Genomic DNA, 13,544 nt, shown 5'->3' with positions numbered 1-13,544 from the left:
GGAATCTACTATGCAACTTACTTTTTTATGTAATAAATAATACTAATTTATTAATTGATAAGTGGTGTAGGTTATATTATTATTAAGATATATAATTAATATCTTAATAATAATATGCCAGAATATGTTAATCGCATTGCTCAATCTATTGTATTAAAAGTCTATACTGATAAAAAATATCCTAGAGTTAGAGTGTTTTTAAAAACTGAAGATAGAGAAGATGGACAAGTTGAAGAAATACTTTCAAAGCAGGAAATTGCGGAGTTTTTAAATAAATTTGCCAACAGAGGAAAGCATAAAACTGCTATCAGTAAAAATGTAGAACAAGGTATAATTAAAGATATAGAAGGTATACATAGAGAAAATGATAGATATGTATATAAAGCACCAGATTTATCAGCTGAAAGGCAGTATAATAAATTATTTGAAAGTGAGCAAGGCATTCAATTTGATTTGAATAATTGCATGTCAGATAGTATATCTAAAATTGTACAATTAAGAGATAGATTTAAAGAAGTTTTAAATTTTGATCCCAAAGAAGGGTTATGTCACTCATTAAGTTACTTTATTACTTTTCTAAAATTAGAGAATAGGCAAGATTTTGTTGAATTTTGCGAGTCTGGTAATATTATATCTGAACAAGATTTTATGAACTATATTGATGGAAGAAAAGAACAAACGAAAAAGTTATTAATGATGCAGTTTTTATCGCAATTCTTACCTATTATTGATGTTCAGAGTATTAAAAGGCGAGAAGGAGCTCCATTTTATTTTGATGAGGAAATATATGAGCAATGGTTTGATGGTTTATCTTCAACAAAAGTATGGATCGATACTAACCAAGAACAAATCAAACGTGTCTTAAATGATGTGGAAATAGGATGCTACTTAGAATTTAATTCTTTTTATCTTGCTGGTGATAAAGCGGATTCCAAGGATGGTGGACATTCTATGTTGGTGTATAAAGCAGAGAATGATAAATACATATTTTTTGATCCTAGTAAAGGAGCGATTGGCTTTTGTCCTGATACAGGAATTGCTAATTTTACATTAGAGGAAGTTTGTAGGGCAATAGAACTTGCTGTAAACCATTATTCATATAATATGTATGTTGAAAATTCTCCAGATTATTGCGAAATTTTTATTACGCTTAGAAATGCAACACTGATGTTAAAGAAAGCTGAAAAGCTTTATGAAACAACGGAAAGAACAAATTCAAAAATAATTGATATATCAGTTGATAAAGGCATGAATAAATTGTTGCTCACACCTGCAAGTCTGTGAAAAAACATAACTTGATCTTTTTGGCTATTTACCAAGTATAGACATTAGCTCATCCCATTCTCTTTTACCAATGCCACTTTCTTCTCTCGTAACATTTTCTCCTTTTATTAGCTTGCGAATTATTTCAAGACCAGTTTTTGAAATGCAGGCTGATTTTAGCGAGTATTCAACAAAAGCATTATAGGCCAGCGGAACCCATTTCTTCACTATGTCCAACATAACTTCTGCATAGACTCTAATTTCATATTGGGCGTGCTGATCAGCTCTAAGCCTTAAAAAGTGAAGAAGGTTGTGTAAATCTATTTTCCAATAAAACTGAGTATAGTAATTAAGTGTTAGATTAGTTCGGGCAATTTCTCTTGCAAGGCCCTGCTCAATAAATTTCTCATAATGAGAATATACTAAATTAGAATCATTTATTAGAGAATCTATTATTTCTTTGGAAGTATTTGAATCAAAAGCTTCACCGCTGCCTTGTTTATTATTATCAGATTGTTTTGCAACCTGTTTTGGTTCTGGTATATAAAATTCATTATCAAGTATCGAATACCTTCCAGAATATTCATTCACATTTGCAGTTCTGTGTCTTATCCACTGTCTTGCAATAAAAATTGGAAGTTTCACGTGAAACTTAATTTCACACATTTCAAATGGAGTTGTATGATGATGCCTCATCAAATACTTTATAAGCGCTTCATCTTGATTTATCTGTTTTGTTCCTTTTCCATAAGAAACACGAGCAGCTTGAACTATGGCGCTATCAGAGCCCATATAATCAATCACTCGAACAAATCCATGATCTAACACCTTATGTTCTTCGTATAGAATTTCATCTATCTCTTTTACTGTAGTTCGCTTATTCATAACATGTCCTCAAGGAAATATCGGCTCCACACGAATTGAGTTTTTCGTCCATCGCTTCATAGCCTCTCCATAAATGATGTGAGTTATTTATTGTAGTTTCTCCTTTAGCTACCAAAGAAGCGAGAATTAAAGCTGCTGTTGACCTTAAGTCATTAGCATGCAGATTAGCTCCAGATAGGCTCTTTGTTCCACTTATAGTAGCTTTACTTTTTTCGATGCTAATATTAGCACCTAATTTTCTTAGCTCATTTGCATGTGCAAATCTACTTTCAAAAACGTTCTCTTCAATGATTGATATTCCACCTGCAATTGACATAGCAGACATTAGTTGTGGTTGCATATCACTGGGAAAGTTGGGATATGGATTTGTTGCAACGTGAGCAGATTTAATAGAGCCATTTTTTCTAGAAATAATAATACCATCATCATGTAACTCAACTCTGGCTCCTATAGTCTTCAATTCATTTGCAATACATTCTATATCAGACAAACTTACTCCTTCTAACTTTAGCTCGCCGCCGGTAATGACAGCAGCCAAAGCATAAGTACCGGCCTCTATGCGATCTAGTATTATTTTATGCTCACACCCATTCAATGCTTCAACACCTTCTATTGTGATTTTTGTGTTATTAACTTCAATATTGGCACCCATACTCTTCAGAAACTCTATTAAATCAAGAACTTCCGGCTCCGTTGCGGCATTGTTTATTGTTGTTACTCCTTCTGCAAGTGTTGCTGCCATGATTATGTTTTCTGTTGCGCCAACACTTACTTTTTCAAATGTTATTTCTTTGCCTTGCAATTTTCCCTTTGTTGTTGCAGTTATATTACAGCTATCAATTTCAATTTTAGCTCCCATTGCTTCAAGTGCCTTGATATGAATGTCAACAGGACGTTTTCCAATATTACATCCACCAGGAAATACTGTTGAAACTCTACCAAATCTGCTGAGCATTGGACCTAGCATTAAAAAAGATGCTCGCAGTCTGCTTGCAATTTCATGTGATATTAAATGGTTATTGATATTGCTACAGTCAATTTCCAAAGTATGATTTGCTTTATAGTCTTTATTGCATATAAAATTTACTTCTGCACCAAGACTCTTAAGCAGCTCAGACATCAAATGCACGTCAATTAAATCAGGTACGTTATGCAAAGTTATTGAAGAATTACTAAACAAGCTTGCCGCCATTATTGGCAAGACGGCATTCTTTGAACCATTAATCTTGATTTTTCCAATCAAGGGCTTATGGTTACTTCTTACTAATATTTTATGCATTTAATCAAGCGATAGAACTTATCAAGTAAGTATAATAGGTTAGCGGTAAAAGGCAAAATTTTGCTTTTTCTTCTTCTGTCATTCAAGTAGCTGACACTGGGATCCATTTCTTCATCATCATCAAAATGTTATATTTCAACATTACTTTTATGCTGACCAATTTAACTGGATTCCAGTTTCAGCTACTTGAATAACATTTTCGTAGTCGATTCAAAATAGCATAATTAACTACACCTTTCCAAAGATGAGAGACGCGTTGGTACCACCAAAACCAAATGAATTAGAAAGCGCATATTGAATTTTATGCTCTTGAGCTTTAAGTGGTACAAAATTTAAATCACACCCTTCTGAAGGTTTGTGTAGGTTTAAAGTTGGTGGAACAATTCCATTGTTTAATGCAAGGATACTAAATATTGCTTCAACACTTCCTGCGGCACCAAGTAAATGTCCTATAGAAGATTTAGTCGAGGAAACAGGTATTTTATAGGCATAGTCACCGAATAACTGCTTCATTGCTATTACTTCAACTTTATCCCCAAGTGTTGTTGAAGTTCCATGTGCATTGATATACCCAATTTGACTTGGGCTTACTTGTGCACTCTTTAAAGCAAGCTCCATTGCCTTAAGTGCACCTCTTCCTTCTGGATGAGGTGCTGTGATGTGGTGCGCATCTCCTGTGAGTCCATATCCAGTAAGTTCTGCATATATTTTTGCTCCCCTTTTTTTTGCATATTCATATTCTTCCAGCACTAATATACCTGCCCCTTCACCCATGACAAACCCATCACGCTCTTCATCCCATGGCCTTGAAGCCTCTTCAGGCTTATCATTGAATTTAGTTGATAGCGCCTTCATCGATGCAAAACCTGCAATTCCAACTCTGCATAACGCACTTTCTGCTCCGCCTGCAATCATAATGTCAGCTTCACCGAGTTTTATAGCTCTTGCTGAGTTTATAATCGCATGCGCACCTGTTGCACATGCAGTTACCGCTGAGTCATTTGGACCTATAAATTCGTATTTAATAGAAATATGACCAGATATCAAATTTATTAGACTTGCAGGAACAAAAAATGGGCTAACACGTCTAGGCCCCTTCTCCTGCATGGTAATTACATTTTCCTGAATTGACGGAAGACCACCTATACCGGAACCAATAGCTACACCTATTCGCTCTTTATTAATATTTTTATTTTCCAAAATTAGTGAATCTTCTACTGCCTGAACAGCTGCTGCAATTCCGTAGTGAATAAAACGATCTGTTCTTTTTAGGTCTTTTTCAGAAATATAATCTGGTGGATTAAAATAATGCTCAACGTTATCGGATTGCACAGGCACCTGCCCTGCAACCTGACAAGCAAGATCAGAAGAGTCGAACCTATCTGTATTGATTGCTTTGATGCCAGATTTACCTTCTTTCAGCTTTAACCAGGTGTTATTAACATCTGCTGCTAGTGGAGTAATTAAGCCAACACCGGTAACTACTACTCTTTTGCTCATTCAACATCAATTGTTTACTTTGTTTACTATATATTCAACTATCTGTTCCATAGTTTCCATTTTTTGCGCATCTTCATCAGGAATCTCTATACCAAACTCTTCTTCAACTGCCATGATTATTTCAACTGCATCTAAACTATCTGTGCCATGATCTGACAGCTTTGAAGAATTACCAAATTTCTCTACATCCTTACTGATGTGCTCTAGTATAATCTTCTTTACTTTTTCTTCTATATCTTCCCTAGTGGTTTTTGCCAATTCGCTCATTTCTTACTAAAAAATAACCTATTCTCTGATGTTATAAGAAATTTTGATGTTTGCAATAGCTTTTATGATTATATAAACTATTAAAAACTTCCTATCTCTTAGCACTCGATAGTTAATAAATTTAAAAATGCTAGACGAAACAACAAAAAATTTGCTTGTTGTAGAAGTGAATAAGCTCTTACCTGAAAATAGCGAGAATAAACTTATATCAGCTATGCGTTATGTGCTTCTTGCTCCTGCAAAACATATACGTTCTTTTTTAGTTATAGCATCTTCGTCGATATTCAACATAAAGGTTGAAAAAGCAATAACAGCAGCAGCAGCAATTGAATTTATTCATGCTTACTCCCTCATTCACGATGATCTGCCATGTATGGATAACAGTGACACCCGCAGAGGCCAGCCAAGCTGCCACAAAAAATTTGGTGAAGCAACAGCAGTACTGGCCGGAGATGCATTACTTACCCTGGCTTTTGAGGTATTATCTTTGTTAAATTGTGAGATCATAAAAGTGCTCTCTCAAGCAATAGGAATGAAGGGAATGGTGGGAGGGCAGATTTTAGATATAGGTGCAGATTTTGACAAAATAAAAGAAATTCATTTGATGAAAACTGCAAAACTATTTGCAGCTTCATGTGAAATAGGGGCTATAATAGGAGGCGCTACAGACAAGGAGCGGGAAGCATTATATAACTATGGAATAAATCTAGGGCTTATTTTTCAAGCCAAGGATGATATCGAAGATTATGAGCAAGATAAAACAAACAATTTAATGTCCGTGCTTGGAAAAAATGAAATGGAAAACTATATAGATAGTCTCTTTAAACAGGCCTCAGATAATTTAAGTACGCTTTCAGGGAATACTAGTGACTTATATGATTTATTGAATCAAGTAAAAAAAGATGGTTAGAAAAATTATATTACAAATGTTTATCTCTGTAGTAATGATTCTCACTTTAGCTTCTGCTTTTATAATTACGATTGTTTATATAAACAAAGATAAACCAGAGAAAAGGGAAAAGCTTTACGAAATAAATGCTACACATGGTGGTTTGACACAGATGATAGCAAGTTATTTGGTCAGGCCGATACTTGAATCAGCTGTTGATCGTTATATTGAAAAGCATGGGTTAGCAGAATATTTAGAAGAAATAACACAGCAAAAAGAAGAAGAGATGATAAACTTTTATGAAATTACTGAAGGTAGTGGCAGTAAAGTTTTCTGTGGCCAAGAAGTTCTGCTACAAATGTACAAAGTCTCCAACAACCTAGCAACGCTACTTCCGACTGATGTCAATTTGAAAATAGGTCAGGATTACTTAAAAGAAGTGAGTTTAGGGGTAATAGGTATGAAAGAAGGCGGAGAGCGTGTAGTTACTATTGCTGCTGATGACAACAAAATGAGTTTTAACTCTTATTACATCAAACTGATTGAAGTAAAAGATAAATATCCCGATTCAGTAAATAACCTGATGATTTTTAATGACTTAATTAACAAAACTGGAAAGCGAGTAAAATGTGGCGATGAGATATCAGTTCAATATAGCATAAAGAGACATAATGGTGAGTATATAATCAAAGATCAAATAGTGCAGTTTAAGGTTGGTGACAAAAAAATACCACTTGCTATAGAACTTGGAGTTGTGGGAATGAGAGCTGGTAATAAAAGAACAGTTCTTTCTCCACCTGATCTTTTAACTGGTATATTAATAAAAGAAATAGATTTTGATGAAGAAAATATCTCAATAATTGATTTAAGTTTGAATTCTACTATTGAAAAATAGCTTAAAGAATTACGAAGTAAGAAAAAATAAAACCTCTTGAATGCTCTATATTACTTAAAGTAGGCTTCCTCTAAAGTATAAATTTAGATAAATCAAGCTGCTTTGAAATTGACTCTAGTTTATCTCTTACATATTTGCTATCTATAACAAATTTTTCACTATTTTTTTCAGAAGCGATAAAACTTATTTCATCCAAAAGCTTCTCCATGACAGTATGAAGTCTTCTTGCACCTATATTTTCCACTTCTCTATTAACTGTAAATGCTATTTCAGCTATAGTCTCTATACCATCATCAGTAAACTCAAGTGTTACATTTTCCGTTTTCATTAACGCTATATACTGTTTTAACAAACTAGATTCTGGTTCCTTTAATATTTTTATTAGATCCTCTTGAGTAAGCGCCTTAAGTTCCACTCTAATTGGCAATCTACCCTGTAATTCTGGTAAAAGATCAGATGGCTTAGATAAATGAAAGGCACCAGATGCAATAAATAATATATAGTCTGTTTTTACGGGGCCATACTTAGTTGAAACAGTTGTTCCCTCAAGTAATGGTAACAGATCGCGCTGCACTCCTTCTCTGTTGACTTCACCTTTTATTTCTGTACGTGCTGCAATTTTATCTATTTCATCTAAAAACACTATGCCTTCATTGCTAACAAGATCAATCGCTTCTTTGATTATCTTGTCTTCATCCATTAACCTTTCGCTTTCTTCATTAATCAATATTTCACGTGCTTCTTTCACTTTAACTGTAATAGTTTTTGTTTTTTTGCTCCCATTAAACATCTTGCCCACGATTTCTGTTACGTTCATCACACCAATTTGCCCACCTGGCATGCCAGGTATATCAAAAGTGGGTAGCATACCCTTGCTCTCCCTGACGTTAATAGAAACTTCTCCATCTTCAAATTCCTTATTTCTCAGTCTTTCTCTGAAAACTTTTTTGCTTTCCTCGGTTGCATCTTCACCAACCATGGAGTTGACTATTATCTTTTCAGCCAAACCTAAAGCTTTTTTAGTTAAGGCTTTACGTGCTTTTTCCTTAACTAAAACTATTGCTGCATCAACTAAATCACGTATTATCGAGTCAACATCACGTCCAACATATCCTATTTCAGTAAATTTCGTTGCTTCAACTTTTATAAAAGGTGCACCAGCAAGCTTTGCTAAACGGCGAGCTATTTCAGTTTTACCAACTCCCGTATGGCCTATCATGAGTATATTCTTAGGTATAATCTCTTCACGTAGTGGAAGTGGGACTTTATTTCGACGCCAACGATTTCTGAGTGCAATAGCAACAGCGCGCTTTGCGTCATTCTGTCCGATTATAAATCTATCCAACTCTTTAACTATCTTCTGTGGTGGTAGATCATCTAATAAAGCTTGTGAGCTTTGGATGCTGCTACTTTCTGTACCTTCATTTTCATAGAGGCCGTTTTTTTTATTGCAGTCATCATTATTATCAGATTGACCTACTACAGGTTGACCAGAAGAATTGGTACACAAAGTTCTTGACATATTACTCCTTTATTTTTTCAATAATTAGATTATGGTTTGTATAAACACATATATCGGCAGCTATCTTCATAGCCTTTTTTGCAATCTCCTCTATTGATATTCCTTCAACGTCAATCAAAGCTTTTGCTGCAGATAAAGCAAAATTTCCTCCAGAGCCAATGGCTGCAATACCATCTTCAGGTTCAAGAACATCACCCGTTCCTGTAATGACCAATGAAATGGACTTGTCTGCCACGATCATCATAGCTTCTAATTTTCTTAGATATTTATCCATTCTCCAGTCTTTTGCAAGTTCAACACATGCCCTCATTAACTGTCCTGGGTGCTTATCAAGTTTAGATTCTAGCCTTTCGAAGAGAGTAAATGCATCAGCTGTTGCTCCAGCAAAACCGGCAATTACGGAATCACCAGAAAGACGCCTAACTTTTTTTGCTCCAGATTTTATAACGGTATGGCCTAGCGAGACTTGCCCATCACCTATTACTACTACATTTTTGTCTCTTCTAATTGATAGTATAGTAGTACCATACATTTTACTGCTGTCATGATGAATCATTTTTTTGTTATTTTAATTCGTTATATTATATTAAGATTATAACTTATAATATAGTACTTTTCTTATAACATTTAAAGTGTAGATGCAAAACATAATTCGCCCAGATTTGGAAAAAAGTATAAATAATTGGTTTGAGGCAAAATTTAACGGCCTTACATTGCCATTTTATAGCTCTATAGATCTTAGAAACTCCAGCTACAAAATTGCCCCAGTGGACGCTAATTTATTTCCTGCAGGGTTCAACAATCTAAGTGAGACATCAAGAGCAACAGCAGCAAAACTAATAAAAAGTTATTTTGAAACAAAACAATATAAAAAGACTCTTATAATACCGGAGAATTACACACGAAATAAAATGTATATAGAAAACGTATTTGTTATAGAGAAAGTACTGCAACTCGCAGGTTTTGAAACTAGAATTGGCCTCTTTCATAATGAAACGTACAATTTAATAGAACAGTATGAAACTGTTGTGAAAGAAAACTCTTTGCTGAAGACAACTTCAGGATTTGTGCCTGATGTTATTATACTGAACCGTGATATGACTAGCCACATTCCAGACACACTAGAAAACGTAAAACAAGAGATAGTGCCAAGTCCATTATATGGCTGGCACAGTAGGCAGAAATTTCAATATTTTGAAATCTATCAAAAATTAGTGTCCGAATTTTGTGGCGAATTTAAAATGGATCCATGGCTTATTTCTGTGCTTACAGAAAGCTGTAATGGAGTCGACTTTAATGATGATTCATCACTAGGAGCAGTAGCGACTAAAGTTGACCAAATATTATCTCTAGTGCAAAAAAAATATGAGGAATATGAAATAAAAACACAACCTTACGTTTTTATCAAAGCAAGCAATGGCACATATGGAATGGGCATTATAACAGCAACAAGTGGAAAGGAAATATTAAATCTCAATAAAAAAAAGCGTCATAAAATGAAAAAGATAAAAGAAGGAATAGCAATCAATAGTGTTATTATACAAGAAGGTGTACCAACTATTGACATATTTAAAAGTAGTTCTGCAGAACCGCTAATATACTATATAGGAGATACTCCAACATGTTACTTATACCGATGTAATAGCAGGAAAGATGTATATTCTAGCTTGAATTCCACTGACTGTGAATTTTATGACATCAGCCAAGAAAATAAAACTTTGCCACTTTGGAATATTGTTAGCAAATTAGCAGTGCTAGCATTGGCAGTAGAAATTAAGTCTTTTCATCTCTAATAATTAATTTCTACAATGCTGTCATTATGCTGAATATGGTGAGCGTCATCAAGTCCAGTAGAAGGATCAGTACCATTATTAGGTTGATTGACAAACTTATCGATGTTTGATACTAGATATGCTATGCTTAGTATCAAACTGACCGTAACAGTTAAGTTGAAATTATAGATTATGCCACCACCCAAGTCTATTGGTATGGTTGGAAGTTCCATTCTTTTTAATATGAAGCTTAACAAGCCCAATGACAAAGCGAATGTGCTAAAAATAACTTCTTTGCCATATTTAGCAGACTTTTCAGAATCCTTATTATCTAGATACTTCTTCCATGTATAATAACAGTTTATGCATTCTGAAAATAGAAATAGAACTGCTGATGTTAAGCTAATATAACTTATTACATCCTTGTTGTTTCTAGCTAAGAAATGAATGATTTTTGTCTGCATCAATATTCCTATGACACAGTTTGCCAAGAAGGCTAAGCTACCCACAACCTGTATTGGTTTTTCAGGTTCATTTCCCCCTTTACCATTCTGAAGTTTTTTAGATTTATATCCAGCTAAATTGAGACCAAAGTGAAGAGCAAATATTATTGATGTTGGTAGTTTTATGAACTTAGAAATATCTAATATAGTACAAATATTGGATCTGTTGTTATCAATAAACTCGCAACAGAATTGCAATGAAATTTTACACAATATGCCTGTTAAACCTACTGCAATACAATACATCTTTCTAATATCATGATTGTGAACATCATGTATACTTTCTATAAATGTATTTGGCTTACCTTTTGGCATAAGTAGATAATAAAATAATAACTTTTTAATATTATACTATAAAAATCTAAAAAGAAAAGTGCTATAAATCAGTACTTTGAGAGTGATCTAAACATAAATCGGCCAAGCACTTGATAAATAAGAGATCAGTACTGAGAGTTGGTACGCGAAAGTAATATCCGTCTTTGATAATTGCTTTATACTCTATATCAAGTTCAACCAGTGTTTCAGAATGCTCAGAAACAAAAGATATAGGTGATAAAACTACAGGTATATTATCGTCTTTCGCGCGTGATAGCTCACTTTCAGTGCTAGGCTCCAACCATTTTACAGGGCCAACCTTACTCTGATAACATATTCCCCAATCAAGATCTTCAATATTCAATTTTTTTACTATTAATTTTACTGTTTTTTCTATCTGTGAAGCGTAAGGGTCGCCTTTTTTAATGATACTAAGAGGTAAGCTATGAGCCGAGAATAGGACTCTTGGCTTACCGATTTTGCTAGCTAATTTATAATATTTAGACGTCAGATTAACATGAGCTTCAATAAAGTCTTCATTGTCATAATAATGGTGAATTGTTTTTGTGTTACATTCCAGTTTGGCATTTTTTTGCCAATTCTCTATGGATGATAGAGTTGTGGTGGTTGAATATTGCGGATATAGTGGTAACAGAATGATTTCGTCAGGGTTGAATTGCTTTACGCTTTTAACAACTTCATCAGCAAATGGATGCCAATAACGCATGCAGATGAATATCTTATACACATGGTTTCCATCTTCATTTAATTTTAGTTCTAAAGCATCAGCTTGTGCTTTTGTATTCTCCAAGATTGGCGATTTACCTCCAATGTGCTCGTATATTTCTTGTGCAGTACTTTCTCGCCTTTTGGAGATAAACTTTGCTAAAAGGAAGCGAAAAGGATTTGGTAGATTTATTATTCTTTTATCGTAAAAAAGATTAAATAAGAAAGGACGGACCGCACTTAGTGAATCAGGTCCGCCTAGGTTAAATAAGATTACTGCCTTCTTCACTGACAGCACCTTTCTTCAGGTTTGCCTATAAAATCAGCTACACACTCATCAAGTTTAGTTACAGGCACTAAATTTCTTACACTGGCATACAATAGATGAGCAGATCTCTTCATGTTACTCTGTGTAGATGCAAAGCCTCTATCGAAAACCACATCAACACAAAAACTTGGCACTGCTTCAAGAAGTTCAACAGCAGCCAAAGATATCATTATGCAGCTTTGTAGAGCCTTCAGAAAAATCGTAAGGGGGAAAAGTAAAACCTTAACAAAAAGAGAGGGAGGACTTTCATTCATTAGTTGTCCTGGATTAGGAGAATTATATTCAATATGCTGTCTGTTTTTATCAAAGATAGGAAATTTTATAGTGTCTTTCTTAAATTCCTGCTCTATTTGTTCCTCGGTATAATTTTCATTATTAGTCATTTTTTTCAATAACTTTTCACGCAAGTAAAAGGTTCTCACAACAAAACATGTTGCAACCATCAGTGCAGCACATATAAGCGCACAATGCATGAGGTTCATCCCACCTATCATAGATGGTAATGCAAGACAAACAAATGGCACTATGATAGCCATTTCGAAAAATGGAATAGTATTCCTTTTTATTGCAAAAACAGCGCCTTCTTTTAATTTTGTATTATTGTGTAAGCTATACTCTAAATAACTCAAAAATGCCAAATTAAAAGTTAAAAATCCTTTTGTCCCACAAAAAATTGATGACTTGAATTGATTAACCCATTCTTTAGCAGTAAGTGTAGTTTCAATTGATTGTTTAACATTAGGATCGACTGGTTTGTTGTTTTTTTTATTACAACACCCCATAAAACACCTCCTTGATGGTTTATTCTTAACTATAAGTGAAAAATTGCTTTTATCAAATCAAAGTTTATAATAAAATAAATCTATAAATATACGATCTTAATATAAGGAAATGATATGGCAATTGAGAGAACACTTTCGATATTAAAACCTGATGCAGTAAAAAATAATATTACAGGCAGTATAAATTCTTACATTGAAAAATCTGGACTAAAAATTATAGCACAAAGAATGATGCTGCTGACAAAAAAACAAGCAGAGCTGTTTTATGAAATTCATAAGGATAGGCCTTTTTTTGAAGAGTTGGTTGAATTTATGACTTCTGGGTCTGTGATAGTTCAAGTTTTAATCGGTGAAAATGCAGTCAGTAAATACAGGCAAATCATGGGTGCTACAGATCCAAAGCAGGCAGATAAAGGTACAATTAGGGGTGATTTTGCTGATGATATTAGTGAAAATAGAGTGCATGGTTCTGATAGTCTAGAGAATGCTCATAGAGAAATAGCTTTCTTTTTTGCTGAATGTGAATTGGTGTAGTTTTACTTTTTTACATATTAAATTTCTGAATTTTATGTTGAACTGTATAATATTAGCCCAATTTTTAGTTTAAGCAATATTAAG

The 13,544-nt window shown here is 34.0% G+C and carries 14 protein-coding genes; 5 read left to right on the top strand and 9 right to left on the bottom strand.

Features of this window, described 5'->3' with window-relative positions:
• The first annotated feature begins 114 nt into the window (after positions 1-114).
• Complete coding sequence (locus LB100_RS01240) at positions 115-1,284, top strand: hypothetical protein (protein WP_456201089.1); 1,170 nt, start codon at positions 115-117, stop codon at positions 1,282-1,284.
• A 24-nt stretch (positions 1,285-1,308) separates the two neighbouring features.
• On the opposite strand, the gene thyX is transcribed toward LB100_RS01240, so the two are convergent.
• From thyX to acpP, 4 genes are all read right to left on the bottom strand, one after another.
• Positions 1,309-2,148 carry an FAD-dependent thymidylate synthase gene (gene thyX / locus LB100_RS01235; RefSeq protein ID WP_456201088.1) on the bottom strand — a complete coding sequence of 280 codons (840 nt, stop codon included), beginning with the start codon at positions 2,146-2,148 and terminating at the stop codon, positions 1,309-1,311.
• Positions 2,141-3,427 (bottom strand): UDP-N-acetylglucosamine 1-carboxyvinyltransferase, encoded by a 1,287-nt coding sequence (murA, locus tag LB100_RS01230; RefSeq protein ID WP_456201086.1) that lies wholly within the window; start codon positions 3,425-3,427, stop codon positions 2,141-2,143. Before murA ends, thyX begins: the two co-directional genes overlap by 8 nt.
• A 228-nt stretch (positions 3,428-3,655) precedes the next feature.
• On the bottom strand, positions 3,656-4,927 hold the full coding sequence (fabF, locus tag LB100_RS01225) for a beta-ketoacyl-ACP synthase II (protein ID WP_456201084.1): 1,272 nt from the start codon (positions 4,925-4,927) through the stop codon (positions 3,656-3,658).
• Positions 4,928-4,933: 6 nt separating this feature from the next.
• Positions 4,934-5,194, bottom strand: a complete 261-nt coding sequence (gene acpP / locus LB100_RS01220) for an acyl carrier protein (protein WP_108784289.1) — start codon at positions 5,192-5,194, stop codon at positions 4,934-4,936.
• 127 nt (positions 5,195-5,321) lie between these two features.
• Between acpP and LB100_RS01215 the strand changes: the two genes are divergently transcribed.
• Both LB100_RS01215 and LB100_RS01210 read left to right on the top strand, forming a co-directional pair.
• Positions 5,322-6,104, top strand: coding sequence for a polyprenyl synthetase family protein (locus LB100_RS01215; protein WP_006014603.1), 783 nt, complete (start codon positions 5,322-5,324; stop codon positions 6,102-6,104).
• Complete coding sequence (locus LB100_RS01210) at positions 6,097-6,978, top strand: FKBP-type peptidyl-prolyl cis-trans isomerase (RefSeq protein WP_264719718.1); 882 nt, start codon at positions 6,097-6,099, stop codon at positions 6,976-6,978. Before LB100_RS01215 ends, LB100_RS01210 begins: the two co-directional genes overlap by 8 nt.
• 70 nt (positions 6,979-7,048) lie before the next feature.
• Here LB100_RS01210 and hslU read toward each other — a convergent pair whose 3' ends face one another.
• Both hslU and hslV read right to left on the bottom strand, forming a co-directional pair.
• A complete protein-coding gene (hslU, locus tag LB100_RS01205) occupies positions 7,049-8,500 on the bottom strand; it encodes an ATP-dependent protease ATPase subunit HslU (protein ID WP_264330724.1) in 1,452 nt (483 codons plus the stop codon).
• Between the two features lies 1 nt (position 8,501).
• Positions 8,502-9,056, bottom strand: coding sequence for an ATP-dependent protease subunit HslV (gene hslV / locus LB100_RS01200; RefSeq protein WP_026092657.1), 555 nt, complete (start codon positions 9,054-9,056; stop codon positions 8,502-8,504).
• A gap of 82 nt (positions 9,057-9,138) precedes the next feature.
• Between hslV and gshA the strand changes: the two genes are divergently transcribed.
• The gene (gene gshA, locus LB100_RS01195; RefSeq protein ID WP_264336348.1) at positions 9,139-10,293 is read left to right on the top strand and encodes a glutamate--cysteine ligase; all 1,155 of its coding nucleotides are present in this window, start codon (positions 9,139-9,141) and stop codon (positions 10,291-10,293) included.
• On the opposite strand, the gene LB100_RS01190 is transcribed toward gshA, so the two are convergent.
• From LB100_RS01190 to LB100_RS01180, 3 genes are all read right to left on the bottom strand, one after another.
• Positions 10,290-11,090 (bottom strand): hypothetical protein, encoded by an 801-nt coding sequence (locus LB100_RS01190; protein WP_456201081.1) that lies wholly within the window; start codon positions 11,088-11,090, stop codon positions 10,290-10,292. The genes gshA and LB100_RS01190 overlap by 4 nt on opposite strands.
• 61 nt (positions 11,091-11,151) lie before the next feature.
• A complete protein-coding gene (hemH, locus tag LB100_RS01185) occupies positions 11,152-12,105 on the bottom strand; it encodes a ferrochelatase (protein ID WP_264336350.1) in 954 nt (317 codons plus the stop codon).
• Positions 12,102-12,926, bottom strand: coding sequence for a hypothetical protein (locus LB100_RS01180; protein ID WP_264336351.1), 825 nt, complete (start codon positions 12,924-12,926; stop codon positions 12,102-12,104). Before LB100_RS01180 ends, hemH begins: the two co-directional genes overlap by 4 nt.
• A gap of 114 nt (positions 12,927-13,040) precedes the next feature.
• On the opposite strand from LB100_RS01180, the gene ndk reads away from it, so the two are divergent.
• Positions 13,041-13,460, top strand: coding sequence for a nucleoside-diphosphate kinase (gene ndk, locus LB100_RS01175; protein ID WP_456201078.1), 420 nt, complete (start codon positions 13,041-13,043; stop codon positions 13,458-13,460).
• Positions 13,461-13,544 lie beyond the last annotated feature (84 nt).

Source organism: Wolbachia endosymbiont of Protocalliphora sialia (genome assembly GCF_053891855.1).
The sequence above is the reverse complement of the archived record's forward strand: the minus strand, read 5'-3'. Positions and strand labels throughout refer to the sequence as shown.

Coding starts and splice junctions, on each gene's coding strand:
- LB100_RS01240 (WP_456201089.1), top strand. CDS start 115: ATGCCAGAATATGTTAATCGCATTGCTCAATCTATTGTATTAAAAGTC.
- thyX (WP_456201088.1), bottom strand. CDS start 2,148: ATGAATAAGCGAACTACAGTAAAAGAGATAGATGAAATTCTATACGAA.
- murA (WP_456201086.1), bottom strand. CDS start 3,427: ATGCATAAAATATTAGTAAGAAGTAACCATAAGCCCTTGATTGGAAAA.
- fabF (WP_456201084.1), bottom strand. CDS start 4,927: ATGAGCAAAAGAGTAGTAGTTACCGGTGTTGGCTTAATTACTCCACTA.
- acpP (WP_108784289.1), bottom strand. CDS start 5,194: ATGAGCGAATTGGCAAAAACCACTAGGGAAGATATAGAAGAAAAAGTA.
- LB100_RS01215 (WP_006014603.1), top strand. CDS start 5,322: ATGCTAGACGAAACAACAAAAAATTTGCTTGTTGTAGAAGTGAATAAG.
- LB100_RS01210 (WP_264719718.1), top strand. CDS start 6,097: ATGGTTAGAAAAATTATATTACAAATGTTTATCTCTGTAGTAATGATT.
- hslU (WP_264330724.1), bottom strand. CDS start 8,500: ATGTCAAGAACTTTGTGTACCAATTCTTCTGGTCAACCTGTAGTAGGT.
- hslV (WP_026092657.1), bottom strand. CDS start 9,056: ATGATTCATCATGACAGCAGTAAAATGTATGGTACTACTATACTATCA.
- gshA (WP_264336348.1), top strand. CDS start 9,139: ATGCAAAACATAATTCGCCCAGATTTGGAAAAAAGTATAAATAATTGG.
- LB100_RS01190 (WP_456201081.1), bottom strand. CDS start 11,090: ATGCCAAAAGGTAAGCCAAATACATTTATAGAAAGTATACATGATGTT.
- LB100_RS01180 (WP_264336351.1), bottom strand. CDS start 12,926: ATGGGGTGTTGTAATAAAAAAAACAACAAACCAGTCGATCCTAATGTT.
- ndk (WP_456201078.1), top strand. CDS start 13,041: ATGGCAATTGAGAGAACACTTTCGATATTAAAACCTGATGCAGTAAAA.